At 70.5% G+C, this 26,882-nt stretch carries 28 protein-coding genes and 1 riboswitch; of the genes, 13 read left to right on the forward strand and 15 right to left on the reverse strand.

The features are described 5' to 3' along the window. Window positions 1-67 precede the first annotated feature (67 nt). From ACFV9G_RS08685 to ACFV9G_RS08705, 5 genes are all read left to right on the forward strand, one after another. Complete coding sequence (locus ACFV9G_RS08685) at window positions 68-1,423, forward strand: sensor histidine kinase (protein WP_378726788.1); 1,356 nt, start codon at window positions 68-70, stop codon at window positions 1,421-1,423. After that, window positions 1,423-2,091 carry a response regulator gene (locus tag ACFV9G_RS08690; RefSeq protein ID WP_378726846.1) on the forward strand — a complete coding sequence of 223 codons (669 nt, stop codon included), beginning with the start codon at window positions 1,423-1,425 and terminating at the stop codon, window positions 2,089-2,091. The genes ACFV9G_RS08685 and ACFV9G_RS08690 overlap by 1 nt, the downstream gene beginning before the upstream one ends. An 86-nt stretch (window positions 2,092-2,177) precedes the next feature. Further along, the gene (locus tag ACFV9G_RS08695; RefSeq protein ID WP_378726790.1) at window positions 2,178-3,059 is read left to right on the forward strand and encodes an ABC transporter ATP-binding protein; all 882 of its coding nucleotides are present in this window, start codon (window positions 2,178-2,180) and stop codon (window positions 3,057-3,059) included. After that, entirely contained in the window at window positions 3,056-4,240 is a 1,185-nt protein-coding gene (locus ACFV9G_RS08700; protein WP_378726792.1) for an ABC transporter permease, read from the forward strand. The genes ACFV9G_RS08695 and ACFV9G_RS08700 overlap by 4 nt, the downstream gene beginning before the upstream one ends. A 131-nt stretch (window positions 4,241-4,371) precedes the next feature. After that, a complete protein-coding gene (locus tag ACFV9G_RS08705) occupies window positions 4,372-5,265 on the forward strand; it encodes an SMP-30/gluconolactonase/LRE family protein (RefSeq protein ID WP_378726794.1) in 894 nt (297 codons plus the stop codon). An 8-nt stretch (window positions 5,266-5,273) separates the two neighbouring features. On the opposite strand, the gene ACFV9G_RS08710 is transcribed toward ACFV9G_RS08705, so the two are convergent. From ACFV9G_RS08710 to ACFV9G_RS08720, 3 genes are all read right to left on the reverse strand, one after another. Continuing rightward, window positions 5,274-6,248, reverse strand: coding sequence for a lipid kinase (locus ACFV9G_RS08710; protein ID WP_378726848.1), 975 nt, complete (start codon window positions 6,246-6,248; stop codon window positions 5,274-5,276). A 73-nt stretch (window positions 6,249-6,321) separates the two neighbouring features. Continuing rightward, window positions 6,322-7,083, reverse strand: coding sequence for an MOSC domain-containing protein (locus tag ACFV9G_RS08715; protein ID WP_378726796.1), 762 nt, complete (start codon window positions 7,081-7,083; stop codon window positions 6,322-6,324). Window positions 7,084-7,091: 8 nt separating this feature from the next. Further along, window positions 7,092-7,883 carry an isocitrate lyase/phosphoenolpyruvate mutase family protein gene (locus ACFV9G_RS08720; protein WP_378726798.1) on the reverse strand — a complete coding sequence of 264 codons (792 nt, stop codon included), beginning with the start codon at window positions 7,881-7,883 and terminating at the stop codon, window positions 7,092-7,094. Window positions 7,884-7,941: 58 nt separating this feature from the next. On the opposite strand from ACFV9G_RS08720, the gene ACFV9G_RS08725 reads away from it, so the two are divergent. Further along, the gene (locus ACFV9G_RS08725; RefSeq protein WP_378726800.1) at window positions 7,942-8,853 is read left to right on the forward strand and encodes a cation diffusion facilitator family transporter; all 912 of its coding nucleotides are present in this window, start codon (window positions 7,942-7,944) and stop codon (window positions 8,851-8,853) included. A gap of 10 nt (window positions 8,854-8,863) precedes the next feature. Here ACFV9G_RS08725 and ACFV9G_RS08730 read toward each other — a convergent pair whose 3' ends face one another. Both ACFV9G_RS08730 and ACFV9G_RS08735 read right to left on the reverse strand, forming a co-directional pair. Continuing rightward, window positions 8,864-9,547, reverse strand: coding sequence for a TetR/AcrR family transcriptional regulator (locus ACFV9G_RS08730; RefSeq protein ID WP_378726802.1), 684 nt, complete (start codon window positions 9,545-9,547; stop codon window positions 8,864-8,866). A 108-nt stretch (window positions 9,548-9,655) separates the two neighbouring features. Further along, the gene (locus ACFV9G_RS08735) at window positions 9,656-9,970 is read right to left on the reverse strand and encodes a DMT family transporter (RefSeq protein ID WP_378726804.1); all 315 of its coding nucleotides are present in this window, start codon (window positions 9,968-9,970) and stop codon (window positions 9,656-9,658) included. A gap of 11 nt (window positions 9,971-9,981) precedes the next feature. Beyond that, a riboswitch (guanidine-III (ykkC-III) riboswitch) is annotated at window positions 9,982-10,045 on the reverse strand. Window positions 10,046-10,149: 104 nt separating this feature from the next. On the opposite strand from ACFV9G_RS08735, the gene ACFV9G_RS08740 reads away from it, so the two are divergent. The 4 genes from ACFV9G_RS08740 (at window position 10,150) to galK (ending at window position 14,560) form a co-directional block, all read left to right on the forward strand. After that, the gene (locus tag ACFV9G_RS08740) at window positions 10,150-10,725 is read left to right on the forward strand and encodes a LysR family substrate-binding domain-containing protein (RefSeq protein WP_378726806.1); all 576 of its coding nucleotides are present in this window, start codon (window positions 10,150-10,152) and stop codon (window positions 10,723-10,725) included. 129 nt (window positions 10,726-10,854) lie between these two features. Then, a complete protein-coding gene (locus ACFV9G_RS08745) occupies window positions 10,855-12,537 on the forward strand; it encodes a VWA domain-containing protein (protein WP_378726808.1) in 1,683 nt (560 codons plus the stop codon). Then, the gene (locus tag ACFV9G_RS08750; RefSeq protein ID WP_378726810.1) at window positions 12,524-13,354 is read left to right on the forward strand and encodes a hypothetical protein; all 831 of its coding nucleotides are present in this window, start codon (window positions 12,524-12,526) and stop codon (window positions 13,352-13,354) included. Before ACFV9G_RS08745 ends, ACFV9G_RS08750 begins: the two co-directional genes overlap by 14 nt. A 45-nt stretch (window positions 13,355-13,399) precedes the next feature. After that, window positions 13,400-14,560: a galactokinase gene (galK, locus tag ACFV9G_RS08755; RefSeq protein ID WP_378726812.1), complete on the forward strand. Its 1,161-nt coding sequence runs from the start codon at window positions 13,400-13,402 to the stop codon at window positions 14,558-14,560. A gap of 10 nt (window positions 14,561-14,570) precedes the next feature. On the opposite strand, the gene ACFV9G_RS08760 is transcribed toward galK, so the two are convergent. The 5 genes from ACFV9G_RS08760 to ACFV9G_RS08780 all read right to left on the reverse strand — a co-directional run bounded on the left by ACFV9G_RS08760 (window position 14,571) and on the right by ACFV9G_RS08780 (window position 19,205). Continuing rightward, on the reverse strand, window positions 14,571-15,500 hold the full coding sequence (locus ACFV9G_RS08760; protein WP_378726814.1) for a patatin-like phospholipase family protein: 930 nt from the start codon (window positions 15,498-15,500) through the stop codon (window positions 14,571-14,573). Between the two features lie 75 nt (window positions 15,501-15,575). Beyond that, window positions 15,576-15,908 (reverse strand): hypothetical protein, encoded by a 333-nt coding sequence (locus ACFV9G_RS08765; RefSeq protein ID WP_378726816.1) that lies wholly within the window; start codon window positions 15,906-15,908, stop codon window positions 15,576-15,578. A 69-nt stretch (window positions 15,909-15,977) separates the two neighbouring features. Continuing rightward, complete coding sequence (locus ACFV9G_RS08770; RefSeq protein WP_378726818.1) at window positions 15,978-16,517, reverse strand: nucleosidase; 540 nt, start codon at window positions 16,515-16,517, stop codon at window positions 15,978-15,980. 109 nt (window positions 16,518-16,626) lie between these two features. Then, the gene (locus ACFV9G_RS08775; RefSeq protein ID WP_378726820.1) at window positions 16,627-17,841 is read right to left on the reverse strand and encodes an acyl-CoA dehydrogenase family protein; all 1,215 of its coding nucleotides are present in this window, start codon (window positions 17,839-17,841) and stop codon (window positions 16,627-16,629) included. Continuing rightward, window positions 17,841-19,205, reverse strand: a complete 1,365-nt coding sequence (locus tag ACFV9G_RS08780) for an acyl-CoA dehydrogenase family protein (RefSeq protein WP_378726822.1) — start codon at window positions 19,203-19,205, stop codon at window positions 17,841-17,843. Before ACFV9G_RS08780 ends, ACFV9G_RS08775 begins: the two co-directional genes overlap by 1 nt. A 95-nt stretch (window positions 19,206-19,300) precedes the next feature. Between ACFV9G_RS08780 and def the strand changes: the two genes are divergently transcribed. After that, window positions 19,301-19,915: a peptide deformylase gene (def, locus tag ACFV9G_RS08785; protein ID WP_378726824.1), complete on the forward strand. Its 615-nt coding sequence runs from the start codon at window positions 19,301-19,303 to the stop codon at window positions 19,913-19,915. On the opposite strand, the gene lhgO is transcribed toward def, so the two are convergent. The 3 genes from lhgO to ACFV9G_RS08800 all read right to left on the reverse strand — a co-directional run bounded on the left by lhgO (window position 19,912) and on the right by ACFV9G_RS08800 (window position 22,450). Then, window positions 19,912-21,096 carry an L-2-hydroxyglutarate oxidase gene (gene lhgO, locus ACFV9G_RS08790; RefSeq protein ID WP_378726826.1) on the reverse strand — a complete coding sequence of 395 codons (1,185 nt, stop codon included), beginning with the start codon at window positions 21,094-21,096 and terminating at the stop codon, window positions 19,912-19,914. The two genes, def and lhgO, sit on opposite strands and share 4 nt — an antisense overlap. Continuing rightward, entirely contained in the window at window positions 21,093-21,440 is a 348-nt protein-coding gene (locus ACFV9G_RS08795; RefSeq protein ID WP_378726828.1) for a YciI family protein, read from the reverse strand. The genes lhgO and ACFV9G_RS08795 overlap by 4 nt, the downstream gene beginning before the upstream one ends. A 110-nt stretch (window positions 21,441-21,550) precedes the next feature. Further along, entirely contained in the window at window positions 21,551-22,450 is a 900-nt protein-coding gene (locus tag ACFV9G_RS08800; protein ID WP_378726830.1) for a patatin-like phospholipase family protein, read from the reverse strand. 227 nt (window positions 22,451-22,677) lie between these two features. On the opposite strand from ACFV9G_RS08800, the gene ACFV9G_RS08805 reads away from it, so the two are divergent. Beyond that, window positions 22,678-23,370 carry a Pr6Pr family membrane protein gene (locus ACFV9G_RS08805; protein WP_378726832.1) on the forward strand — a complete coding sequence of 231 codons (693 nt, stop codon included), beginning with the start codon at window positions 22,678-22,680 and terminating at the stop codon, window positions 23,368-23,370. Here the strand turns inward: ACFV9G_RS08805 and ACFV9G_RS08810 are convergent. Next, window positions 23,367-24,275 (reverse strand): GNAT family N-acetyltransferase, encoded by a 909-nt coding sequence (locus tag ACFV9G_RS08810; RefSeq protein ID WP_378726834.1) that lies wholly within the window; start codon window positions 24,273-24,275, stop codon window positions 23,367-23,369. The two genes, ACFV9G_RS08805 and ACFV9G_RS08810, sit on opposite strands and share 4 nt — an antisense overlap. Before the next feature lie 110 nt (window positions 24,276-24,385). Further along, window positions 24,386-25,429 (reverse strand): LacI family DNA-binding transcriptional regulator, encoded by a 1,044-nt coding sequence (locus ACFV9G_RS08815; RefSeq protein WP_378726836.1) that lies wholly within the window; start codon window positions 25,427-25,429, stop codon window positions 24,386-24,388. A gap of 154 nt (window positions 25,430-25,583) precedes the next feature. Between ACFV9G_RS08815 and ACFV9G_RS08820 the strand changes: the two genes are divergently transcribed. Further along, the gene (locus tag ACFV9G_RS08820; RefSeq protein ID WP_378726838.1) at window positions 25,584-26,852 is read left to right on the forward strand and encodes an extracellular solute-binding protein; all 1,269 of its coding nucleotides are present in this window, start codon (window positions 25,584-25,586) and stop codon (window positions 26,850-26,852) included. Window positions 26,853-26,882 lie beyond the last annotated feature (30 nt).

The raw sequence follows: 26,882 nt of genomic DNA on the forward strand, positions 1-26,882 counted from the left end.
ACCAGCGGGGTCGGACTCCGACTCGAGACTGAGGACCTGGTCCGCCGGCCGAACTAGGGTTGGCCGGGTGACTGTGCATGACACCTCCGGCTCGCCCGGCCGGCTGGCGACCTTCTTCGCGACCGACGACGACTGGGAGCGGGAGGGCTCGATCACGCTCGGCGACTGGCTCGTCGGTGCGATCGTGCTGGTCTCGAGCCTGGCCACCCTGGAGCTGATCCGGGGAGTCGGGACGCTCGACTCCAGCGACGCACCGACGTGGGTCGAGTGGACGGCCGTGGTCGTCGGCGCGGCGCTGCTCGTCTTCAGGCGGCGCTTCCCGCTCACGGTCGCGCTCCTGGCCGGGCTGCACATGTTCGTCACCGGGGTGTGGCTCCCGACCGTGATGGGGCTGCTGCCGATGCAGATCATCTACTTCGTGGCCTTCTTCGCCGGCGCGGCCTGGGCACGGCGCCGGCGGGACATGGTGGTCGTGATGGGGCTGATCACCCTGTTCATGTTCGCCTGGCTCTCCTGGCAGTTCGCGGTCGGCAGCGGGATCGACGAGATCCGCGAGGCGACCGCCGACGCCGAAGGCTCCACGCTCATCGGCCCGGTGACCGCCTACGTCCTGCTCACCACGATGATGAACCTGCTCTACTTCGCCGGCGCGATCGTAGGCGGCCAGGTCGCCTGGCGGGGCGCACGACAGAAGGCCGAGCTCGCCGAGCAGGCCGCGACCATCGCCGCCCAGTCCGGGCAGCTCCAGCGCCGCGCGGTCATCGACGAGCGCCTGCGCATCGCGCGCGAGCTGCACGACGTGGTCGCCCACCACGTCGCGGTCGTCGGCGTCCAGGCCGCAGCCGGGCGCAAGCTGCTCGAACGCGGCCGTCCCGGTGACATCGAGGGCGCTGCCGAGGCGCTCGGCAACGTCGAGACCTCCGCGCGCGAGGGCGTCACCCAGATGCGCTCCCTGCTCGGCACGCTGCGCGACCCGGCCGGCGAGACGGAGACGGAGGCCGAGAGCGTACGCCGCCCGGAGCCGCGCCTCGAGGACCTGCCCGCGCTCCTGGACGAGGTACGCGAGAGCGGGCTGCGGGTCGACTACCAGGCCGTGGGGCCGGTCGAGGACCTCTCGCTGCCGCTGGCGCACTCGGTCTACCGGATCGTCCAGGAGGCGCTGGCCAATGTACGCCGCCACTCCACCGCCGACCGCGCCCAGGTCGTCCTCCGTGTCGACCGGGCGTCGGCCGCGCCGTACGCCGAGGTCGAGGTCACCGACAACGGCCGGCCCCGGCACGGCACCTCCGGCAGCGGACTGGGTCTGCTCGGCGTACGCGAACGGGCGGCCATCCGGAAGGCGGAGGTCGACATCGGACCCAGGGCCGTGCAGGGGTTCCGGGTGCGGGTGCGGTTCCCGATCGAGACGGGGGTGCCGGCGTGATCCGGGTGCTGCTCGCCGACGACCAGCAGCTGGTGCGCTCGGGATTCCGACTCATCCTCTCGTTGGAGGACGACATCTCGGTGGTCGGTGAGGCCTCCGACGGCGCCGACGCCATCGCCAAGGCGCGCGAGCTGAGGCCTGATGTGGTGCTGATGGACGTGCAGATGCCCGGCACCGACGGCATCGAGGCGACGCGTACGGTGGTCGCCGAGGGGCACGCCAAGGTGATCATCCTGACCACCTTCGACCGCGACGACTATCTCTTCGACGCACTCGCCGCCGGCGCCAGCGGCTTCCTGCTCAAGAACGCCGACCCCGACTCGCTGGCCGAGGCGGTGCGGGCCGCGGCAGACGGCCACGCGCTGCTCGCCCCGGAGGTCACGATGCGCGTGATCGGGCGGGTGACCAGCGACAACGCCCCTTCGACTCCGAGGACGAAGCCGCCCAAGGAGCTCGCCCTGCTCACCGCCCGCGAGCGCGAGGTGCTGCTGCTCATCGGCGAGGGCCTGAGCAACAACGAGATCGCCCGCCGGCTGTTCCTCACCGAGGCGACCGTGAAGACCCACGTGTCGGCCTGCCTGGCCAAGCTGCAGCTGCGCGACAGGGTGCAGACGGTGGTCTTCATCCACCGCCACGGTCTTCTTCCGGCCGGCCCGCCCAACGGGTGAGGGCGAGTTCATCCTCGCGACGGATCCGCCGGGCGCGGGGCTGAAATAGCGTGGGCCCCGTTCGTTCCCAACGCAGAGGAGATTCGATGCTCGAGGTCAGCGGGTTGACCCGTCGCTTCGGTGAGATGGTCGCCGTCGACGACGTGTCCTTCCCGGTCCCGTCCGGTGGGCTCACCGGGTTCGTGGGCGGCAACGGTGCCGGGAAGACCACCACCATGCGGATGATCATGGGGGTGCTGGCCGCGCACGCCGGGACGGTGTCCTGGCAGGGCCACGAGGTCACCCGCGAGGACCGGCGCCGGTTCGGCTACATGCCCGAGGAGCGCGGTCTCTATCCGAAGCAGCCGATCCTGGACCAGCTGGTCTACCTGGCGCGGCTGCGCGGCATGTCCACCGCCGACGCGCGCCGGGAGATCTCCGCGCTGTTGGAGCGGTTCGGCCTCGGCGGTCGCATGAAGGATCCGCTGGAGAAGCTGTCCCTGGGCAACCAGCAGCGGGTCCAGATCATCGCCGCTCTCGTCCCCGCGCCGATGGCGCTGATCCTCGACGAGCCCTTCTCCGGGCTCGATCCCGACGCCATCGACGCGATGGCCGACCTGCTGCGCGAGCACGCTCGCGACGGCGTACCCGTCGTCTTCTCCTCTCACCAGCTCGACCTCGTCGACCGGCTGTGCGACCGGCTGGTGGTGATGGCCCGCGGCCGGGTGGTCACCCAGGGGACGGGCGAGGAGCTGCGCGCCGACACCGCGCTCCGCTACCGGCTCGTCCTCGACGGCGACGCCGGTTGGGTACGCGACCTGCCGGGCCTCCACGTCCGCGACGTCTCCGGCCCCGAGGCCGAGATCGAGGTCGTCTCCCCCGGCGCCGAGCAGAAGCTGCTCACCGAGGCCACCAGCCGCGGGAACGTGCTCGACTTCCACCGCGTCGTACCCCGCCTGTCCGAGATCTACCGGGAGGTCACCGCATGAGGACGAAGCCCAGGAGCCAGCCCGTGTGGCAGATCGTCGCCCGCCGCGAGATCGCGGTCCGTGCCACCGACAAGTCGACCCTGATCGGCACCGCGGTCATGCTCGCGGTGATCGTGGGCGTGCTCGGCTTCACCGCGTGGAGCGAGAGCCGCGAGAAGACCTACGACCTCGCCTACTCCTCCACGGCCTCGCAAGCGATGGTCGAGGGCGTCGCCGAGCGGGCCGGCGACATCGACAAGCTGGTGAGCATCGAGCCGGTCGAGGTCGCCGACGAGGACGCCGCCCGGCACGCTCTCGAGGACGAGCAGGCCGACGCGTATCTGCGGGCGACCTCGGACGGGTGGACCCTGGTCAGCCTCGAGGAGGCCGACTCCGACCTTCGCGACGTAGTCGATCAGGCGGTCCAGGAGATCGTCCTCGCCGGCAACGCCCAGGCGGCGGGCACCTCGGCGGCCGTGCTCACCGAAGGAGCGCAGGTCGCGTTCGACCAGATCGAGGGCGACAGCGAGCTGAGCGCCATCCGGTGGATCGTCGGGTACGCCCTCGCGATCGTCTTCTACTTCGCCTCGATCATGTTCGGGATGACGCTGGCCAACAGCGTCGTGGAGGAGAAGCAGTCGCGGATCGTGGAGATGATCGCCGCCGCCGTACCGCTGCGGCAGCTGCTCGCCGGCAAGATCATCGGCAACGCCGTCATCGCCGTCGGGCAGATGCTCATCTATGTGGCCGTCGGGCTCGTCGGCCTGAGCCTGACCGAGTTCAGCTTCGCCCTACCGGCCCTGTCCGGCGCGATCGGCTGGTTCGTGGTCTTCTTCCTGATCGGCTTCGTGGTGCTCTCGACCCTGTGGGCGGTCGCGGGCGCGCTCGCCTCCCGCACCGAGGACCTGCAGTCCTCCTCCACCCCGATCACGATGCTGCTCATGGTGATGTTCTTCGGCGCCCTCTACCTCGACGGCGTCGGCGAGCAGATCGGATCGTACGTCCCCCCGCTCTCGGCCGTCCTCATGCCGATGCGCCTGGTCGAAGGCACCGCGGCCTGGTGGGAGCCGATCATCGCCGTGGTCCTGCTCCTCGCCTTCGGCGTCGCCCTCGTACGCCTGGCCGAGCGTCTCTACAGCCGCGCCCTGCTCCAGACCGGCGGCCAGCTCTCCCTCAAGGCGGCCTGGCGGCTCGAGGAGTAGCCGAGGCGTCACGTGCGTCGGCCGAGATGGCACCGAGGTGGCATCTCGGCCGACGTCAGTGACTTCTCGCCCGACGTACCTGACTTCTCGGCATGATGGGGGCAGTCGACGACGACCCGAGGAGCACAGACATGGCCCGAGAGATCACTACCGTTGTGAAGGACCTGCACTTCCTGGAGTGCCCGCGCTGGCACGAGGACCGGATCTGGTTCGTGGACTTCTACTCCCACAAGGTCTATTCGGCCCAGGAGGACGGGTCAGATCTCCGGGTCGAGGCGGAGGTGCCGGGGCAGCCGTCGGGGCTGGGCTGGCTCCCCGACGGCCACCTCCTGGTCGTCTCGATGCGCGATCGCCGGATCCTGCGACGCGAGACGGACGGATCACTGGTGACCCATGCCGACCTCAGCAGCCATGTCAGCCACCACCTCAACGACATGGTGGTGGACGAGCAGGGCAGGGCGTACATCGGGAACTTCGGCTTCGACATCATGGCCGGCGCCGACGTGGCGCCGACGGTGCTGCTGCGCGTCGACCCGGACGGGACGGTGACCGAGGTGGCCGACGACATGTGGTTCCCCAACGGCAGCGTGATCACCGACGACGGCACCCTCATCGTCGACGAGACCTGCGGCAACCGGATCAGCGCCTTCGACATCGCGGAGGACGGGTCGCTGAGCAACCGGCGTACGTGGGCGAAGTTCGGTGAGCTCACCACGCACACCGCCTTCGCGGAGGCGATGGGCGATGCCGTGCTCGCGCCCGACGGCTGCTGTCTGGACGCCGAGGGCGCCGTGTGGACCGCCGACGGGGTCTTCGGCAGGCTGGTCAGGGTCGCTGAGGGCGGCGAGATCCTCGAGCAGATCGAGCCGGGCGGCGGCGTCTTCGCGTGCATGCTGGGTGGCAGCGACGGGAAGACGCTGTACGCCTGCGCCGCGCCCGACTTCTTCGAGGATCAGCGCAAGGCCAACACGGAGGCACGGCTGCTGGCCATCCGGGTCGACGTGCCGAGGGCCGGGCGCCCCTAGGGTCCGGTCTACGCCTCGGCCCGCTCGTCGCTGGCGTCCGGCGGCGGGCCGTCGAGGCGGCCGGCGCGACTACGCATCGGTACGGCGACGTGGAGGGCATTGCTCTCGAGCGTGAAGTGGGCCGGCGTCTCGGTGAGGATCTCGCCGTCAAGGTTGACCGGCATCGGCTCGTCGGTGGTGATCCGCACGGCCTGGGTGGTCACGTGATGCACCTGCTCGTGCTCGACGAAATGGCCGCTTTTCAGCAGCCGGGCGATGGAGACGTGGTCGCTCAGCTTGCCTCGCATGATCGCGTAGACATCGAGGAGGTCGTCGTCGACCGAGGCATTGGGCGAGACGGTGTTGCCGCCGCCGTAGTGGCGGCCGTTCCCGACGGCGACCTGGAGCAGGTCCTCGAACTCGACCGTCTCGTGGTCGCCCTCCGGGAACTCCAGCCGTGCGGTGAAGGGGGTGTGATCGCGGTAGGCCTTCAGTGTCGCCACCGGGTAGGCCGCGGGTCCGATCAGCTTCTTCATCCCCGGGCTCAGCGCCTCGGTCACCGCGACGGAAAGACCGAAGGAGGCCACGTTGAGATAGGCGTGGCCGTTTGCCCTGCCGACATCGACGTTGATGACCTTGCCCTCGAGCAACTGCTGGATCGCAGCCTCCGGCTCGAGCTCCAGCTCGAGCGTGCGCGCGAAGTCGTTGGCGGTGCCGAGCGGGATGACGGCGAGCACGACATCGGTGTTGGCGACGCGGCCGGCGGCAGCGCTCACCGACCCGTCACCGCCGCCGATGACCAACAGGTCCGGCTTCTCGGCGGCCACCTCGTCCAGCGCGGCCTCCAGCTCCTCCCCCGAGTGGACTGCATAGGAACGGACTTCCTCGATCCCGGCGGACCGAAGCTTCTCCTCCACGGAATCCAGCGCGTCCGCTCCCCGGCGGGAGCCGGCGTTGACGACGAGGGCGACCTTCACGGAGTCGCGCGACAACAGCGATTGCATATCCACCCTAGGAGCGTACGCACTCCACCTGAGTCCGCGCTGGCGTGTTCCTGTGCGTTGCCTGTGCGGCCGACTACGGGCCGACGACGCCGGACGTGACCACCTCGGCGAAGACCCCGAATGCCGGCTCGCCGGCCCGGTTGAGCGGGCGGTGCGAGGCGAGCGTCTTCAGTAGCCGTACGTCCCGCTCCCCCGTCTCCGGATGGATGTCGATCACGGCGCAGCGCGGGATGGGCACACCGATCCGGAGCGTCGCCCCGCCGACCCGGATCTCCCGTCCGAGCCAGCTGTCCTCGGCATAGGGCTCATCGGTCTCGACCACCAGGTTCGGCCGGAACCGCGCCGCATCCAAGGCGTCCTGACCCGCCTGCCGGGCGAGGTCGCGCAGCGACGCCGTGGTCACCACCGACACCGCGCCGGCGAAGACGACGTCACCGCGTCGGGCACGGGCCAGCCGCACGGGCCGGTCGAGCCACCTCGAGAACAGCTCCGCGTGCGGGCCGCCGAGCAGCTCCACCTCGACCTCCCGACCCCAGTAGTCGCAGGTGAGCCGCTCACCCGTCGCGACCGGCTCCGCCGTGACGGACTCCTTGTCAGGCAGCTCGACCTCGAGCCGGTCGCCGGCCACCTCCGCCCGCACCGCGACCAGCGTGGGGTGCTGCACGGTCCGCAGCACCCGCCCGCGGGCCGGGTCGGTCTCGTCGACCGCCACCAGCGCGAGGCCCCGGTCTCCCACGACGCCCTGGGCGTCGAGCACCGCTCGGTCGTGGGGCAGGTGCCTGGTCCCCTTGATCGGCGCGAACCCCGCCCGGACGACCCTCAGCTCATCGATCACGGTGCCAGTCAACCAGCGTTGCGAAACGCCTTGGCACCCTCGGCCGCCAGCTCCGAGTAGTTCGTCGTGCCGGCGCCGAGAAGCTCTTCCGCTGCCCGCTTGACCGCACCGAGGGCAGCGAAGGCGAACGCGCCGCCGACCGAGATGCGCGCCGCGCCGGCCTCGGCCAGCTCCGGGACCGATGGGCCGCCCGGCAGCAGCAGGACGTTGACCGGGCGGTCGACGGCGTCGACCAGGCGGCGTACGTCCTCGACGGCGATGACTCCGGGCGCGAAGAGCACATCGGCGCCGGCCTCCTGATAGGCCTGGAGGCGGGCGATCGTGTCGTCCAGATCGTCGCGGCCGCGGATGTGGTTCTCGGCGCGGGCGGTGAGGACGAAGCCGTCACCGGCGGCGCCGGCCGCGGCGGTCACCCGCTCGGCGGCTTCCTCGACGGAGTAGATGGTGTCCTTCTCGATCCCGGCGTAGTCCTCGATGGACCCGCCGGCCAGACCGGCGGCCACGGCGAGCCGGAACGTCTCCTCCACCTCGGTCGTGGTGCCCGCAAAGCCCGCCTCCAGGTCGGCGGAGACGGGCACATCGACCGCCTCGACCAGCGCGGTGGCGTGCGCGATCACCTCGTCGCGGGTGACCTGGCCGTCGAGGCGCCCGAGGGTCGCGGCGTAGCCGCTGCTGGTCGTGGCCAGGGCCGGGAAGCCCAGCGAGGCCAGGACCTTGGCCGAGCCCGCGTCCCAGGCGTTCGGCATCAGCAGCGGGCGTCCGGGCAGGTGCAGCGACAGGAAGTTCTCGGCGAGCGACATGCCGGTCACCCTGCCACGGGACGGCGCGGCCGAGAACCGGAATTCCGGCCTAGGATCGATGAGCATGGGCCACGATCGCGACCACATCTCACCCGCGGCGGACCGGCGCTACCTCATCGCCGCGATGTCGCTCCTGGGTGTGTTCCTGATCGGCGAGGTGACGGTCGCGATCCTCGCTGACTCGCTCGCGCTGCTGGCCGACGCCGGCCACATGCTGACCGATGTCGGGGCGATCGCGGCGGCTCTGTGGGCGATGCGGCTGGCCGCGCGGCCGGCGCACGGCCAGTGGACCTATGGCTGGAAGCGCGCCGAGATCCTCTCCGCCGCACTCAACGGCATCACCCTGATCGTCTTCGCCGCGGTGGTCGCCGTGGAGGCCATCCGACGCCTGATCGACCCGCCCGACGCCGAAGGCTGGCCGATGTTCGTGGTCGCGCTCGTCGGCTGCGCCGTCAACATCCTCGCGGCCGCCCTGATGGCGCGCGCCAACCGCACCTCGCTCAACGTCGAGGGCGCCTACCAGCACGTCCTCAACGACCTCTACGGCTTCATCGGCACCCTGGTCGCCGCGATCGTCATCCTGCTCACCGGCTGGACCCGCGCCGACCCGGTGGCCTCGCTCGTGGTCGTCGCCCTGATGACGTACGCAGGCGTCTGCCTGCTCCGCGACAGCGGCCGGATCCTGCTCGAGGGGGCGCCGGCGGAGGTCGACGTCGACGACCTGCGCCGGCACCTGCTCGACGTCGACCATGTGGTCGAGGTGCACGACCTGCATGCCTGGACGGTCACCTCGGGCCTGCCCGCGGTCTCGGCACACCTGACCCTGCGCCCGGAATGCTTCGTCGACGGCAGCGCACCGAAGGTCCTCGACCGGGTCCAGGCCTGCCTGGCCGGTCACTTCGACGTCGAGCACTCCACCTTCCAGCTCGAGCCCGAGACGCACCTGGCCCACGAGCCGGGGATGCACTGAGGGCGCAGGATCAGGCGCGAGCGAGCGCGGTGAGGGCCGCCTCGCGGGCCTGCTCGATCGCGTCCTCGGCGACCCCGCACAGCCGCAGACAGGCCGCGGCGATCGTGGCGACGGTCGTGCTGCCGACCCGGTCCTCGCGGCGGAGGCTGACCACGCTCTCGACCATCTGCACGACCAGCTCGCCGAGGCCGGGTTCGCCGCTCGCCGCCGAGACCCGCTCGCCCGCTGCGCGCTGCGCGGCCCGGCCGTAACCGGCGACGAGGTCACCCCGGAGATGGCCGTAGCGGTCGTAGACGGGTGAGGCGATGACGTCGGGCAGGCGGTAGAGCATGCCGATGTTGTAGGGCATGGCGACCAGCGCGCTCATGTCGCTGACGGCGAGCGCGTAGAGGCCGACGTCGGGCTCGACCGACCCCATCCCGGCCTCGATCTTCCCGGCCTGCTCGACCCGGTCCTGGACCGAGCGCTCGAGCAGCACCGCGAGGATCTCCTCCTTGCTGCCGAAGTGGTAGTAGATGGAGGCCTGCCTCAGCCCGGCACCGTCCGCGATCTCGCGGGTGGTGGTGCCGGCATAGCCACGGCTCACGAAGAGCTCGGCAGCGGCAGCGAGGATCTGATCTCGGGGGTTCGCCGCAATCTTTCCGGGGAGCAGCCGTGGACGGCCGCGACCCGGGCGCGGCGAGATCTGTGACACCGTGGCATCGCCTTTTTCTGTCGTGCGATAGATAACATCGGAGAGGGTAAGTTTCGCACTCATATCGAAAGAGTCAAGCGCCAGAGGACGTGTCCGCCCCCAAACCCGTCAGTGCGTGAGCTTGAGCCCGACGACACAGCCGACGAGCGCGACGATCAGCAGGACGCGGACAGGACTGATCGCCTCCTCCCCCGCCACCATCGAGTAGCCGACGGTGAGCGCGGCGCCGATGCCGACCCAGACCGCGTAGGCGGTGCCGATCGGCAGGGTGCGCATGGCCATCGCGAGGCCCACCAGAGAGCCGATCAGGGCGACGCCGAAGACGATCGAGGGGACCAGCCGCGAGAATCCCTCGGTGCGACCCAGGGCAAGTGCCCACACGGCCTCGAGGACACCTGATACAACAAGAAAAAGCCAGGACATGACCCACTCCAGACGGCCGTCTTGTCGCGCCTCCGGGTACGGCTCCCTCGTCCGGCAGCCGGTCTCGGCTGACGTCTTCGACCCTAGCAAACCTGTCACACGATAGAAACTTCCCGGCAACAAGGAACGCTGCGTTCTTCAGCACGGGATTCAGGGGCGAATGATGGGAGGATGCGCAGGTGACCTTCACCGTCGGCTTCGTCACCGGAGCCACCCCCGACAAATGGGCCCGGACCTGGCGAGACCGCAGCCGTGAGCGGCTCGAGCTGGTCCCGGTCACCGAGGAGGACCAGGAGCGGCTGCTGCGCGAGGGCGAGCTCGACATGTGTCTCCTACGCCTCCCCGTGGACCGCGACGGCCTCCACTGCATCCCGCTGTACGAGGAGCAGCCGGTCGCGGTGATGGGCCACGAGCACCTGCTCTCGCTGCTCGAGGAGGTCGCCCTCGACGACCTCGCCGAGGAGCAGCTGGTCATCCCCGAACGCGGGGGCTGGACACCGAGCGCCGAGCAGATGTCGTGGCCGCCGATGAGTGAGAAGGATGCCGTCGAGACGGTCGCGGCCGGCACCGGGATCGCGATCGTGCCGATGTCGATCGCCCGGCTCTACCACCGCAAGGACGCCGTCTTCCGGCCGGTCACCGGCATCGAGCCCACCACCGTCGGCCTGGCCTGGCTGATCGACAACGACGACGAGCGGGTGCAGACCTTCATCGGCATCGTCCGCGGCCGCTCGCGGAACTCCTCTCGCGGCTGAGGCTCCGGCTCCGGCAAATGCCGGGTGAACGCCCGGCGACATCTGGCTGCGCCGCTCTCATTCCGGTCAGCAGGCTCCGCGTGCGTCCCTAGACTCTGCCCGATCAAGACGAGAAGGCAGGCGCTACGGGTGAACCGCACGGGGTGGACGACCGTCCTCGCAGGCGGTCTGGGGCTGGCACTGCTCGGCTGGTTCCTGATCGCGAACGTGCTCCCGGGAGGCGCCGGGACCGACAAGCTGGCCGATCCGGTGACCCTGAGGATCGCGGCCGGCTCCGAGCTCGACGACATCCTCTGCGCCGGCGGCACCAGCAGGGCCGAGGAGTCGACCGGCACACCGGTCCGCTGCAAGCCGAGCAAGCTGGTGAAGCAGCTGAAGGAGGAGACCAACGTCGAGCTCGAGCCGGAGTTCATCGGCACCCTCGAGGCCGCCGACGCGATCGTGGCCGATCCCGACCGCTACGACGCCGCCTGGTTCGCCTCCGACGACTACCTGCGGCTGGCGCTGGCGGCCAAGGGCACCGACGACCTGACCTCCTCCGACCCGATCATGCGCTCACCGGTGGTGCTCGGCGTGCACCACGACGTCGCCACCCGGCTCGGCTGGACCGATGACACCCCGGTCTCCTGGGAGGAGATCGCCCGCCGCTCCGCCGACGGCGAGCTCGGATTCCTGATGACCAGCCCCGCCTCCTCCAACTCCGGCCTGTCCACGCTGGCCGGCGTGGCCACCGCCTTCGACGCCGAGCCGCCGCTGCAGAGCGAGGACGTCGACGTGGTCCGGGAGGACGTACGCCAGCTCTTCAGCGGGCAGCTCGGCCGGGCGGCCAGCTCGGGGTGGCTCTCGGACATGTTCGGCGAGAACCCGACGGCCTACGACGCGATCTTCAACTACGAGTCCGAGCTGCTCGCGCTCGCAGAGCAGGTCGAGGATCTCGACATCGTCTACCCCAGCGACGGCACCACCGAGGCCACCTACCCGGTCACGCTCATCGACGCCGGGAAACAGAAGGCGTACGAGACGACGGTCGCGTGGCTGCGTACGGCACAGGTGCAGGAGGAGCTGAGCGAGGCGAGCGGGCGCCGACCGGGTCGCACGGGCGTGGAGCCCTCCCCCGGCGTGCCCGACAACGACGTCAAGACGCTCCCGCTCCCCGACGACCTCGGCACCATCGACGAGCTGATCTTCACCTACTTCGACGAGTTCGCACCCAAGACCCGGACGACCTATCTGCTCGACATCTCCGCCTCGATGGACGAGATCAAGATGAACCAGCTGCGGCGGGCCTTTGAGGGTCTGGCCGGCGACGACACGTCGATCAGCGGCCAGTTCAAGCGTTTCCGCAAGGGTGAGCGGCTCACGGTCTACACCTACGCCGACGAGGCCCGGCCCCTCGGCTCCGTCGTGGTCGCCGACCAGCCGGAGCGCGACGACGCGCTCGGCGACCTCATCGACCGGGTCGGCGAGCTGAGCGGCGACGGCGGCACCGCCTACTACGACGCGATCGACGCCGCCTACGCCGGCATCAAAGCCTCCCCCGAGGAGGGCGCCACCACCTCGATCGTGCTGATGACCGACGGCGAGCAGAACGGCGGGCAGTCCTATGCCCAGCTCAGCAAGAAGTACGAGGCGGCCTACCGCGATCTCGGGGTGCCGCTCTACGTGGTGCTCGTCGGCGACGCCGCCACCTCCGACGAGGCCAGCATCGAGCAGCTGGTCGGCTTCGCCGAGCACACCGGCGGCCGTGACGTGGTGGCCGAGGACGCCGCCGACCTCCGCAAGATCTTCCAGGAGATCCGTGACTACCAGTAAGCCCGCTTCGACCCTCACCAGGATCATCAACTCCGGCTGGACCAGTGCCGGGGCGGTCGCCGCGGTCCCGCTGGCCGGTGCGGCCGTCGCCACCGGTGCGTGGGGATGGGCGGTCGGCGCCGTCGGGTCGCTCGTGCTCGGCGCCGTCGGGTCGCTCGCGCGCGGCTCGCGGGCCCCCGGGGACGATCCGGAGCCACGCCCGCCCCGTGGTCCCGAGGGCCGGCCGATCCACACCTATTACTTCCTCTCCGAGACCCGGATCGCGATGCTCCACGCCCAGCTCTTCCGGGGCAAGGTCGGGTCCCGCCTCCGCGAGATCGTCAGGACCTCGTCGGGCGGTGTCGAGGCCGGGATCGACGTCCCGCCGGTCAAGGCGGTGACCAGGCAGGCCCGCGAGCTCGCCAAGAAGTACACCGAGGAGGCGCAGCCCACCAGGGAGACCCTGGTCGGGGACGTACTGGCCGCGCTGCAGGTCAGGGGGCTGCTGCACGAGCCCGACGCCGAGCTGAACCGTGTCGCCGGCCTCGTCGCCCGGACTGACACCGACGACCAGTTCCTCCAGTTCAACGTCGCCGGCCCCGACCTGCGCCAGGCGGTGCTCGAGGTCCCTGCCCCGGTCGGCGAGGGGCGCGACAACACCGGGACCCTCGAGCAGAAGAGCCACGGGCTCACCATCACCATGCACGTCGGCAGCCGCGGGAAGCAGGAGGACTTCGACGAGCTCGAGCACCGCGACAACGTGGTCGTGGTCGGCGTGCTGCGCAACCTCGACGTCACCGGACGGACCTCGACGGTCCGGGTGATCGCGGTCTACTGAGACCCGAGTCGTCGCGGGCCGCGCGCACCCGGCAGACTTTGCACCATGCTCGAACCGACCGATCTCACCGCCCGCGCGACCGAGGCGCTCCGCACCACCTTCGGCGCCGAGGCCACGGTGGTCGGGAGGGCGCCCGGACGGGTCAACCTGATCGGTGAGCACACCGACTACAACGCCGGGCTGGTGCTGCCGGTCGCCCTCCCCCACGCCACCTACGCGGCGGCCGCGCCGCGCACCGACGGCGTCATCCGGATCGCATCCGCCCAGGAGCCGGAGCCGTTCACCGGCCACATCGACGAGCTCGGACCGCAGATCGAGGGCTGGGCCGCGTACGTCGCGGGGGTGCTCTGGACGCTGCGCGAGGCCGGCCTCGTCAACGGCGGCCTGGACATGCACCTGGAGTCCTCGGTCCCGCTCGGCGCCGGCCTGTCCTCCTCGGCGTCGGTCGAGTGCGCCACCGCGGTGGCGGCGCTGGGTGTCGCCGGCCGGGCTCTCGACGAGGACCTGCAGCGGGCGGTCGTCGCGGCCGGGATCAGGGCCGAGACCGAGGTTGCCAAGGCGCCGACCGGCGGGATGGACCAGTCGGTCGCCGTTTTCGCCGAGGCCGGCGGTGCCCTGCTGATCGACTTCGACTCCGGTGCGCACCGCAACGTCCCGCTGGCACTCGGCGAGCGCACGATCCTGGTCACCGACACCCGGGTCAAGCACCAGCTGACCGACGGCGGCTACGCCTCCCGGCGCGCCCAGTGCGAGAAGGCTGCCGCGGATCTCGGGCTGCGCTCGCTGCGCGAGGCCACCCTGGGCCAGGTCGAGTCCCTCGGCGACGAGGTCGTACGCCGTCGGGCGCGCCACATCGTCACCGAGATCGCCCGCGTCGACCCGACCGTGACCGCGCTGGGTGGCGGTGACTGGGTCGCGATCGGTGAGCTCTTCGCCACCTCGCACGCCTCGATGCGCGACGACTTCGAGATCTCCGTCCCCGAGCTCGACCTGGCCGTCGCGACCGCGGTCGACGCCGGTGCCGACGGGGCGCGGATGACCGGTGGCGGCTTCGGCGGCTCGATCGTCTCGATCCTCCCCACCGACGCCGTCGAGACGGTCAGCGCGGCCATCGACAAGGCCTTCGCCGAGGCGGGCTACGGCGCCCCGGGGCACCTGATCGCCACGCCGTCGGCCGGCGCGATGTTCACCGAGACGGTGGCCTGAGCACGCTGCCTCAGGCCAGCCCCGCCTGCGCCAGCATCCGGGTCGCGGTGGCGGCGGCCGCTTCACGCGCCGCTCGCAGCAGATCGACGTCGGTCTCGGTGCGACCGGGGATCGGGTCGTCCGCGTCGGGCGCGAACGTCAGCGTGCTCACACCGGCGTAGCTCCCGGCCCGCATCTGGGCGACCGTGCTGCGGTAGCGCTCCGGCCGGCCCCGATAGAGGTCGCCGAGCTCGGGGTTGACCCGGTGCAGATAGCGCTCGATGACCCGGTCGGCCGGCCCGTAGGCGGGCGCCGTCCCGAAGGGCCGGGTGACCAGCACGATCGCGTGCGTCGCCCCGAGCGCCGCCGCCGAGGCGACCGGGACCGCTTCGACCAGCCCGCCGTCGAGCCAGCGGCGGCCGCGTACGGTCACCGGGAGACCGCCGGCCAGGGGCAGCTGGCTGGAGGCGATCACCGAGTCGGTGAGGTCGGTGGGACCGGTGAAGTCGGTGAGCGGGACCGCCTTCGCGGTCACCACGTCGGTGGCCACCGCCGCCAGCCGGGGCGCCGCCTCACGCAGCGCGAGCGACCACTCGAACAGCTCCGCCGAGCGGGCGGTGATCCCGCGGGTGTCCACCATCGACTTGCGCCGCAGCATCCGCCCGGCGCCGATGTACTCGGGCGAGGCGAAGACCGAGGCGTACGACTCGCTGAATGCGCCGATGGTCCCGGCCGCGACCGCGGTCGCGTTGGCGGCACCGGCGGAGGTGCCGACCACCAGGTCGACCGCGTCCACGATGCCCTGGTCGGCGAGCACCGCGGCCATGGTCGCCGACAGCATCCCTCGCATCCCGCCACCCTCGATCACGAGAGCCAGCGTCGCCCCGTCATCCTTGTTCCCGCCGTGCCCGCCGAGGCGGGACCGGAGCAGCTCGACCACTCCCGATTGCGTTGCGTCCACACCGAGGATTGTGATGCTACCGAGGAGTAGGTCCTCGCATCGGGTCGCTTCGACACGCCCCGGCAGGGGCGCACGTCACATGCTCGGTCGGGCGACGGCCGCGGTCCCTGCGGCCACCTCGTAGTGCGCCGAGAACTCGTCGAACCGCGACAGCACCTCGCGAGCCGCCGCGGGCACGACCGCCGCACCGTCCGCGCCGCCGAACGCGGCGACCCCGTCCTCGTCGGCGAAGGTCATCACCGTCGCGAACTCGACCTCGTCCCCGAGGTCCCGCCGCAGGACGACCGGTCCCTCCACCCCCGGGATGGCGCGCGCGGCGATCCCCGGGATCACCTGCTCGGTGAGCACCTTGAAGTACGCATCCGCGTTCGCGGGAGTGGTCCAGCCCCGCCAGTAGCGAACGATCATGAGCATCCTTCCGTCGGGTCGACAGAGTCGGACTCATGCTCCCACCACCGACCGGGCAGGGATGCGGTTTCACAGAACGTGAGCGGACAGCCAGTCCGCCAGCTCGCGGGCGGAGCGGTCGACGACGTTGGCCCAGTCGAGGGCGCTCTCGTCGGCGTTGTCCGAGACGTGCTTGACGATGCGCGCCGGGACTCCGGCCTCCCGGGAGGCCCAGGCGACGGCGAAGGCCTCCATGTCGACCAGGTGGGCGCGGCGGGCGAGCTCGGCGCGTACGACCGTGTCGGTGACGAAGAGGTCGCCGGTGGCACAGACGATGTCCGACTCCCCGACCTCCAGCGCGTCCTCGACCTGGTGACCCAGCGCCCGGATGGCGGCGGACGAGAAGTCGTGGTTCAGCACGGTCCCGACCTCGTAGATCCCGGCGTGACCGTCACGCAGCGCACCGCACGAACCGATGTTGACGACCTGCCGGATGGTCTTGTCGGCCGCCAGCACCCGCGAGACGGCCGATGCGGACGCCACCTTCCCCATCCCGGTGATCACCACCTTGAGTCCGGAAGGAACATGGGCCGCCTCGGCCTTGGTCGCCGACACCACGAGTACGCTCACGGCCGGTGACCCTACCGTCACCCCGAGAACCAGATGCCGAGTCGGCGCGTTCTGACGCGCCGACTCGGCATGGATTCTGGTCAGGACGAGCCGAGTCGGCCCAGGGGTTCTACTTCAGCTCCGCGGACGAGAGCCCGAGAACGCGGCGCGCCACGATCAGCTGCTGGATCTGCTGGGTGCCCTCGAAGATGTCGAGGATCTTCGAGTCGCGGGCCCACTTCTCCAGCAGCTCACCCTCGGAGTAGCCGATGGTGCCGGCCAGCTCCACGCAGGACAGCGTCACGTCCGAGCCCATCCGGCCGGCCTTGGCCTTGGCCATCGAGGCTTCCTTGGAGTTGGGCTGGCGGTTGTCGGCCATCCAGGCGGCCTGGAGCATGAGGAGATAGGCGCCCTCGTAGTCCGACTCGAGCTGGATGAACTTCGCCGCGGCCGCCGACTGCAGGTGGGCCGGCCGGTCGTAGTCGATCTCGACGCCGGCCTTCTCGAGCAGGTCGCGGGTGTAGTCGAGCGCCGCCCGGGCGCAGCCGACCGCCATCGAGGCGACCAGAGGACGGGTGTTGTCGAAGGTGGCCATCGCGCCGGCGAAGCCCTCCTTGACGTTGACCTCCGGCGAACCGAGGAGGTTCTCCGCGGGCACCCGGCAGTCGGTGAAGGTGATCGTGGCCGTGTCGGAGGCCTTGATCCCGAGCTTGTGCTCGAGACGCTCGACCTTCATCCCCGGCGTGCCCTTCTCGACCACGAACGACTTGATCGCGGCCTTGCCGAGCTCCTTGTCGAGCGTCGCCCACACCACGACCGCGTCGGACCGGTCACCGGAGGTGACGAAGATCTTCTCGCCGTTGAGCACGTAGTGGTCGCCGTCGAGCGTGGCGGTGGTCTTGATGTTGGCCGAGTCGGAGCCGGTGCCGGGCTCGGTGATCGCCATCGAGGCCCAGATGCCGTCGAAGCGCTCATGCTGCTCGTCGTTGGCAACCGACGCGATGGCCGAGTTGCCCAGGCCCTGGCGCGGCATCGCGAGCGTGAGCCCGACGTCGCCCCAGCACATCTCCGAGACGGAGAGGACCGAGGACATGTTGGCGCCGTTCTTGACCTTGCCGTCGTCGGGCTTGGAGTCACGGCGTACACCGGTGGCGCCCGCGCCCTCACCCTGCCCGGACTCGGCCAGACCGTCGGCCATGGCGGCGAGCATGTCGAGCTCGGTGGGGTACTCGTGCTCGGCCTTGTCGTACTTGCGCGAGATCGGTCGCAGCATGTTCATCGCGACCTGATGGACCTGCTCGCGCAGCGGCTTGAGCTTCTTGGGGTCTTCCAGATTGATGGCCATCAGACCAGCACCGTGCCTTCCATGATCCCGATCGCACGCAGGTCGCGGTACCACCGCTCCACCGGGTGCTCCTTGACGAAGCCGTGGCCACCGAGCAGCTGGACGCCGTCGAGGCCGATCTGCATGCCCTTGTCGGCACACAGCTTGCGAGCCAGCGCGATCTCGCGGGTCGCGTCGATGCCCTGGGCCACCCGGCTGGCGGCCTTGTAGGTCACCAGCCGCATCGCCTGCAGCTCGATGGCGATGTTGGCGACCATGAACGCCACCGACTGGCGGTGGGCGATCGGCTCGCCGAAGGCCTCGCGGGTCTTGACGTAGGGCGTCACGTAGTCGAGGACGGCCTGGCCGACGCCGATGGACAGCGCGCACCAGGCGAGCCGGGACAGCCGCACGGCCTCGGTGTAGGTCGAGCCGTCGGTCTCGCCCAGGACGGCGGTCGCCGAGACCTTCACGTCGGTCAGGGTCAGCTTGGTCAGCGAGGCGGCGCGCACACCCATCGCCGGCTCGGACTCGATGCTCAGGCCCTCGGTCGAGGACTCGATGAGGAACAGGACCGGCTTGCCGTCCAGGGCGGCACCGACCACGAAGAGCTCGGCCTCGGCACCGCGGGCGACCAGCGACTTGGCGCCGTTGATGACGAACCCGTCGGCGGTCCGGGTCGCCGTGGTCGACGGGGAGAGCACGTCGAAGAGGACCCTGTCCTCGTTGAGCGCGAACGCCGCAGCGGGGACGGAGCCTTCGGTGAACGCCGGCAGGTAGGTCTGCTGCTGCTCGTCGGTGCCCCACAGACCCAGGGCGGTCGCGACCGAGCCGGGCGCGAGGGCGGCGACGGCCAGACCGAGGTCGCCCTTGGCGAGCGCCTCGGCGACCAGCGTGCCGGCCACCGCGGAGCGAGTCTCGGAGATGCCGCCGAGCTCCTCCGGGACCCCCAGGATCGGCAGCCCGATCTCCAGGCTCGACTTGAGCAGCTCGTCCGGCGCGGCGCAGGCCTCGTCGGCCTCGGCCGCGGCGGGACGTACGACCTCGGCGGCGAACTCGGTGACCACGTCGACGAGCATCTGCTCGTCCTCGCTCGGGGTCAGGTCGAAGACGCCCTTCGGGATGGCGTTGGGCACGCGTACGCCCGGGGCGCCCTGCTTGCCCTTCTTCTTGAACGCACGGCTGGTCGCCGCGATCGTCTTGAACCCGCTGCGGGTGACCGTGAAGACGACCTGCTCGGTCTGCTTGCGGACACCGAGCCGGTCGAGCGCAGGGCTCTGCGAGAGCTTGCGCAGACCGGCCACGGCGAACCCGATCGGATCACGCGACTCGCCGGACGGGACGCCGTTCGCGAGCCCGCCACGTAGGCCTTGGAGGATACTCATGGGTAGAACTGTAACTGGGAGTTACAACACGGTCTACACTTCGGGGTGGTGATGGCGGTAACAAACGACTCACGTCTTATTTATAGGCTTGGCACATGGCCGACTCCTCGCTCGAATCCGCTCGCCCGCTCGCGCCCCACGGCGCCCTGCCCGAGGGCGGGAAGGTGCGGCCGATGACACGCTGGGGCACCCCGGTCATGCACCGGCCGAAGAAGCAGGTCGAGGACTTCGACGCAGCGCTGGCCGAGCTGGCCGCCGACATGGTCGCGACGATGTACGCCGCCGAGGGCGTGGGCCTGGCCGCCGACCAGATCGGCGAGGACGTCGCCATCTTCGTCTTCGACTGCCCCGACGCCACCGGGCAGCGCACCGTCGGCATCGTGTGCAACCCGGTCCTGACCCTGCCCGAGGGCGAGGACCGCCACCTCGACGTCGACCTGGAGGGCTGCCTCTCCTTCCCCGGTGCCTTCGTGGACTGCGCCCGCCCCGACTGGGCCGCCGTCGACGGTCTCGGCCTCGACGGGAAGCCGGTCCACTTCGAGGGCAACGGCCTGCTGGCCCGGTGCCTCCAGCACGAGACCGACCACACCAACGGCACCGTCTTCGGCGACCGCGTCTCCGCCAAGGCCCGCAAGAAGCTCACCAAGGAGCACGACCGGGTGGCCGACGACTACCCCGCCGAGTGGCCCGTCGGGGAGCCCGTCGACTAGGACATCCGGTCCACCACGTACTCGGCGATGGCGAGGCTGGAGGTCGCGGCCGGGCTCGGCGCGTTGCGCACCGAGGTGATCCCGTCGGCGTGGTGGATGACGAAGTCGTCCACCAGCGAGCCGTCGCGCTCGACGGCCTGGGCGCGCAGCCCCAGCCCCGCGCGGGTCACGTCCGCTGCGCCGATCTCCGGCACGTAGCGCTGGGCCTCCCGCATGTAGGCCTGTGTCGACAGTACGCCGCGAAGCTCGGTGAACCCGGTGCGCCAGTGCTCGGCGGCGAACCGCCAGAACCCCGGCCACGCCAGCGTGTCGGCGACGTCACGCGGGGTCAGCGACGTCCGACCGTAGCGCCGGCGGCTGAGCGCCAGGAAGGCGTTGGGACCGACCTCGAGACCACCGCTGACCCGGCGGGTGAAGTGCACGCCGAGGAACGGGTAGCGCGGGTCGGGGACCGGATAGACCATGCCGCGGACGAGATCCTGCTTCGCGGCGCTGACCTGCATGTACTCACCGCGGAACGGGACGATCCGAGGCGCCTTCGGACCGCCGGTCAGCTCACCGAGCCGGTCGGACTCCAGGCCACCGCAGACGACCAGGTGATCGACCCGGGTCCGGCCGGCGGGCGTCTCGACCTCGATCCCGCCCCGGACGCGGCGGATGCCGGTCACCTCCTCGCGGAGGCGTACCTCTCCCCCGGCTTCCGTCACGCTCCGGCCGAGCGCCTCGGCGACGGCGACGTAGTCGATGATCGCGGTCCTCGGCGAGTGGAGGGCCGCCAGCCCCGCCGCGTACGGCTCGATCTCCTCGATCTCCTCGGGGCCCACTCGCCTCAGGCCTGGTACGCCGTTCTCCGTCGCCGTCTTCTCCAGCGCGTCGAAGCGCGCCATCTCGGCCTCGTCCACCGCGACGACGAGCTTCCCGCAGGCCTCGTAGGGGATCGCGTGCTCGACGACGAACTCCTCGAGCAGGTCACGCCCACGGGTGCAGAGCCGGGCCTTGAGGCTGCCTGGCTTGTAGTAGATCCCCGCGTGGACCACGCCCGAGTTGTGGCCGGTCTGATGGGAGCCGAGCCTGGTCTCCTTCTCGAAGACGATCACCGTCTCGGCTGGGCGGCGGCGCAGGATCTCCCGCGCCACCGCCAGCCCGACGATCCCGCCGCCGACGACCCCGGTCGTGGTCACAGCGCGTCGGCCCCGGGGAGCAGCTCGCGGACCTGCACGGTGGCACGGCAGGCCGAGGCGCACTTCCCCGCCCACATCAGCGCCTCCTCGAGGGCGCCGACGTCGACGACGACGAAGCCACCGAGGTGCTCCTTGCTCTCCGGGTAGGGACCGTCGGTCACCACCCCGGCCTCGTCGACCGTCCAGGCGTCCTCGAGACCGCCCTTGATCCCACCGCCGAAGACGAACACGCCGGCCGCGACGGCCTCACGAGTCATCTCGGCGGACGCCTCCGCGATCTCGGCGACGTCCTCGTCACGGTGGTCCATCGCCTCGTCGCGGAACGAGATCAGATACTTGGTCATCCGACAACCTCCTGCTTCCGGGCAGCGCTCATCGCCACCCCCTACTCGCTCCACGAACGGATCCGGGCGCCTTCGACAGGTCCCCGAGAAGAACGTACGCCGTGCCGGCCCTATCGACGCCAGAATCCGGCCAGTCTCCCGGCGACACCCTGGCCCTGGCGATGCCCTGCACGAGCGGCCGCGGGCCGGGTCGAGGGATCCATCATGTTCTCGCCGAACGCCTCGAGCGAGTCGGCATCGGGCAGGATCGACTCGACCCGGCTGCCGCCGGCGCGGAGCTCCTGGACCTGGACGGCGAGCTCGCTGCGCCACGCAGCCGGATGCCGCGTCCGGCCGCCCAGCGGCGAGAGCACGAGCACCCGCTCGCACCCCGCGGCCAGGTCGGCGTTCTCGCTCGAGCGCCGGTAGCCGCCGTCGATGTAGTGGCGGCTGCCGATCGCGTACGCCGGGCCACCCGCGCAGCTGGCGGCGACCGCGTCGACCAGGTCGACGCCGCTGTCGCGGTGGAGCTCGACGGGTTCGCCGGTGTCGGCGTCGACCGCGGTGAGGAGGACCGCACGCTCTGGCCAGTGCGGGCTAGGCAGTCGGGACGCGACGGTCTCCCGCCAGCGTTCCCGCCCGTCCGCACCCGAAGCCTCGGCCAGCTCGATAGCGTCCTCACCGACCCGGCGCCGCATGTCGGCCAGGTCCGCCGACGCCGCGATGATGGCGTTGGTGTGCTCCAGGTGGGCCCAGGTGATGGGGCGTGGCCCGCTCGGCCGCGTCGAAGGTCGAGGAATCGGTGTCGAGACGACGGCGGCAAACAGGTCTGCAGGACTCGCCCCGCCGATCTGTGCCGCGGCCGTCGCGCCGGCGGAGGTGCCGATGACCAGATCGGCATCGGTCACATCCAGCCCGCCCTCGAGCAGGCCGGCGATGACACCGATCAGCCAGGCGTTGCCCGCCGAGCCGCCACCGCCGAGGACCAGTGCACGCCCGCTGCTGGGCTGGGGTCGTGTTGTCGTGTTCATGGGAGTCGCCTTTCGGAAGGTTCCGTGGGCGCTCCCGGTGGCTCAGCCCGAGGTCGGGCTCAGCCGGCATGATCGTGGGTGGCGGGGAGCACCCGCAGTGGACGTTGCGTACACGGGTCTCACCTCCTTGCCTCGGATCACGATCGCGGTGACGTTAGCACGGGACACGACGTGGCTCCGCCCGAATTATCACCACTATCGGCACGCCGCGGCCTTACGGTGAGTTCGTGACGAAGACCTGGTCCATCCTGCGCCTGGCCATGGCCGCGCTCATCCTCGCGGCCGTGGTGACCGAGTTCGGCAACGCCATGAGCACGGTCCCCGCCGAAGGCTCCAGCACCGCGACGGTCCTGGTGAACTTCTTCAGCTACTTCACGATCCAGTCGAACCTCTTCGCCCTGGCCGCCCTCGTCGCCGGCGCGTTCTGGGCCCTGACCCGGACCGGCCCGGAGCCGGTCTGGATCGCGGTGCTGCTCGCCGCCGCCACGACGTTCATGACCATCACCGGCCTCGTCTACAACCTGCTGCTGCGGGGCATCGCGCTCGCCGCGACACCGTGGGCGAACGAGGTGCTCCATCTGATCGGTCCGATCTTCTTGATCCTCGACCTGTTCTTCGCTCCCCCGCGCCGCAGGCTGCCATGGCGTACGGTCGGGGTCGTCATCGCGTGGCCGATCCTGTGGGTGGTCTACACCCTGCTGCGCGGCGAGAACGTCGTCTCCCCGCTCACCGGGGAGGGATGGTGGTATCCGTACCCCTTCCTCAACCCGCACGTGCAGGACGGCTACCTGGTGGTCTCCTTCTACGTCGCCGGCATCGCGGCGGCGTTCACCCTCGTCGCCTGGGGGGTCGTCGCGGTCGGACGCCGGCGGGACGTGCCGGAGCCGGTGGCCGCCGTGTCCTTGGGAGACACGCCCTAGAGGTTCCGGATCATCCAGCGCTCGGGCGCGGGCAGCGGCTCCCAGCCGTACTTCGCGTAGAGCTCGTGGGCGTCCTCGGTGGCGAGCAGGGTCCGGCGGATCCGGTAGGGCTCGAGGTCGGCGACGACGCCCTCGATCAGCAGCTTGCCGATCCCCTGGCCGCGTACGCCGGGGTCGACGATCACGTCGCACAGCCAGGCGAAGGCGGCGAAGTCGCTGACCACGCGGGCGAAGGCGACCTGCTTGCCCGCTGTGTCGTAGACGCCGTAGCAGCGCGAGCCCTTGTTGGCCGCGTCCTGCACCTCCCGGGTCCGGTCGCTCGCCCAGTAGGACTGCGCGAGCATCCGGTGCACCCAGTCGGGGTCGATCCGGTTCTGGTCCACCGAGAAGGAGTACGCCCGGCCCTTCTCGCTCGCGACCGGCTCCGCGCCCAGCAGGCCGAGCAGATCGTCCGGCTCGGGCTCGGGCTCGGGTCGCGCGACCTGTGGGGCTACGGCGGGCGCCTCGGCGGCTCCTGCGAAACCCGGACCGGGGTCCGGCGTACGTCCCTGCTGATAGGCCAGGGCGGCACCGTTCGCGAGCTTGTCGGCGGCCTCGTTGAGCGGGTGCCCGGAGTGGCCCTTGATCCACTCGAACCGGACGTCGCGGCCCTGCATCGCCGCGTCGAGCTCCTTCATGATCTCGACGTTGAGGACGGGCTTGCCGTCGGCCTTCTTCCAGCCCTTGCGCTTCCAGCCCGCCATCCACTTGGTGACCGAGTTGATGACGTACTTGGAGTCGCAGTAGACGAGCAGCGGCTCGCCGGTGTGCGCCGTCTGCCGCAGCAGATCGAGGACTGCGGTCAGCTCGCCCTGGTTGTTGGTCCCGTGCGGCCACCCGCCGCAGGCCCAGGCGGACTCGTCCACATACCAACCCCAACCCGCGGGCCCCGGGTTACCAAGCGCAGAACCATCAGCAGCAGCCACAATCGTCACGCGCCCATCCTGCCAGCCGCGTGCGGGCCGCCTCCGGGAGGTCAGGGGTTGACGCGCGGGCCGGAGGCCGTGGAGCCGCGGACGACCAGCTCGGGGTGGAAGACGAACTCCGAGTGCGGCGTGCCGGTGCCGGCGATCTCGTCGAGGATGGCGCGCACGGCAGCCTGGCCCATCGCCTGGACGGGCTTGCGTACGGTCGTCAGCGGCGGGTCGGTGAAGGCGATCAGCTGGGAGTCGTCGTAGCCGACCACGGAGACGTCCTCGGGGACCCGCAGACCGCGCGAGCGGGCGGCACGGATGGCGCCCAGCGCCATCATGTCGCTCGCGCACACGATCGCGGTGAAACCCTCGTCGAGAAGCTCGGAGGCCGCGGCCTGGCCGCCCTCGAGGGTGAAGAGGGAGTCGCGGATGTGGCCCTTCTCGATCTCCTCGGCGCTCAGACCGAAGCGGTCGGCCATCGTGGCCACGAAGCCCTCGATCTTGCGCTGGACCGGGACGAAACGGCGGGGCCCGACGGCCAGGCCGATCTTGGAGTGGCCGAGCGTCGCGAGGTGGGTGACCGCCAGCTGCATCGCCTCGCGGTCGTCGGGCGAGATGAACGGCGCCTTGATGTCGGGGGTGAACCCGTCGAGGAGGACGTAGGGAACGCCTTGGGCGCGCAGCTTCTCGTAGCGCGTCATGTCGGCGGTGGTGTCCGCGTGCAGACCGGAGACGAAGATGATCCCGGTGACACCGCGGTCGACGAGCATCTCGGTGAGCTCGTCCTCGGTCGAGCCGCCGGGGGTCTGCGTGGCGAGCACCGGGGTGTAGCCCTGCCGGGTCAGCCCCTGCGCGATGACCTGCGCGAGCGCGGGGAAGATCGGGTTGTCGAGCTCTGGCGTGATCAGGCCGACCAGCCCCTCGCTGCGCTGGCGCAGCTTCACCGGGCGCTCGTAGCCGTGGACGTCGATCGCCGCCAGCACCGCCTCCCGCGTGGCCGCGGCGACCCCGGGCTTGCCGTTGAGGACGCGACTGACCGTCGCCTCGCTCACGCCCGCATGGGCCGCGATGTCAGCAAGACGGGCAGAGGCTGGTGTTATGGGCACGGTCACATCATGCCCCCTCCCTACACGGCCTGCAAGAACTTTCAGCAAGTTTGCAACTTTTGCTGAAAGGCTCTTACATTCTCCTCGACGCGGGGTTACCTTCGTCACACCACCGGGCGGACTCCTCGCCCGGCCCCATATCGAAGGAGAACTCATGCGACGTGGCATCGTGGCCACCGCAGTGGCGGCAACGCTCGCCCTGGCGGCAACGGCATGTGGCGGCGGCAGCGGCGACAGCAGCGACGGCCCGGTCACCATCACCTGGTGGGACACCTCGAACGCGACCAACGAGGCGCCGACGTACCAGGCCCTCGTCAAGGACTTCGAGAAGGCCAACCCGGACATCAGGGTCAAGTACGTCAACGTGCCCTTCGACCAGGCGCAGAACAAGTTCGACACCGCGGCCGGTGCCAGCGGCGCTCCGGACGTGCTGCGCGCCGAGGTCGGCTGGACCCCTGCGTTCGCACAGAAGGGCTTCCTCGCTCCGCTGGACGACACCGAGGCGCTCGAGGAGAAGGACGCCTTCCAGCCCAACCTGATCAAGCAGGCCGAGTTCGACGGCAAGACCTACGGCGTCCCGTTCGTCACCGACACCCTCGCGCTGGTCTACAACAAGGCGCTCTTCGAGAAGGCCGGCATCACCGAGGCCCCCGCGACCTGGGACGACCTGAAGAAGGACGCCGCGACCATCAAGTCGAAGACGGGTGTCGACGGCTACTGGGGCTCCACCTCCGCCTACTACGCGCAGCCGTTCCTCTACGGCGAGGGCACCGACACCGTCGACGCCGAGGCCAAGAAGATCACCATCTCCTCCCCGGAGGCCAAGAAGGGCCTGACCACCTGGCAGGGTCTCTTCGACGGCGCGGGCCTGCACAAGGCGGACACCACCGCCGACGCGTACGCCCACATCCAGGACGCCTTCGTCAACGGCAAGGTCGCCGCGATCATCCAGGGTCCCTGGGAGATCACGAACTTCTACAAGGGCTCGGCGTTCGCCGACAAGAACAACCTCGGCATCGCGACCGTCCCGGCCGGCTCGACCGGCGAGGCCGGCGCTCCGACCGGCGGTCACAACCTGTCGATCTACGCCGGTTCGGACGAGGCGCACCAGGAGGCCTCGGCGGCGTTCGTGAAGTTCATGACCTCGGCCGACACCCAGGCCCAGATCGCGCTGAAGAACTCCACGCTCCCGACCCGCGACGATGCCTACACCGACGAGGTCAAGGCCGACCCGGGCATCGCCGGCTTCCAGACCGTGCTCCCGGCCGCTCAGCCGCGGCCCGAGCTGCCCGAGTACTCCTCGCTGTGGGGTCCGATGGACCAGGAGCTCCCGAAGATCGCCTCCGGCGCCGAGACCCTCGACGAGGGCCTGGCCACGCTGGAGACGGCGTTCGCCGACCTGCTGCCCGACTTCTCCAAGTGACACCGTTTCCACTGACACAGTCCTAAGACC

Source organism: Nocardioides sp. NPDC059952 (assembly GCF_042730435.1).
Lineage (GTDB): Bacteria > Actinomycetota > Actinomycetes > Propionibacteriales > Nocardioidaceae > Nocardioides.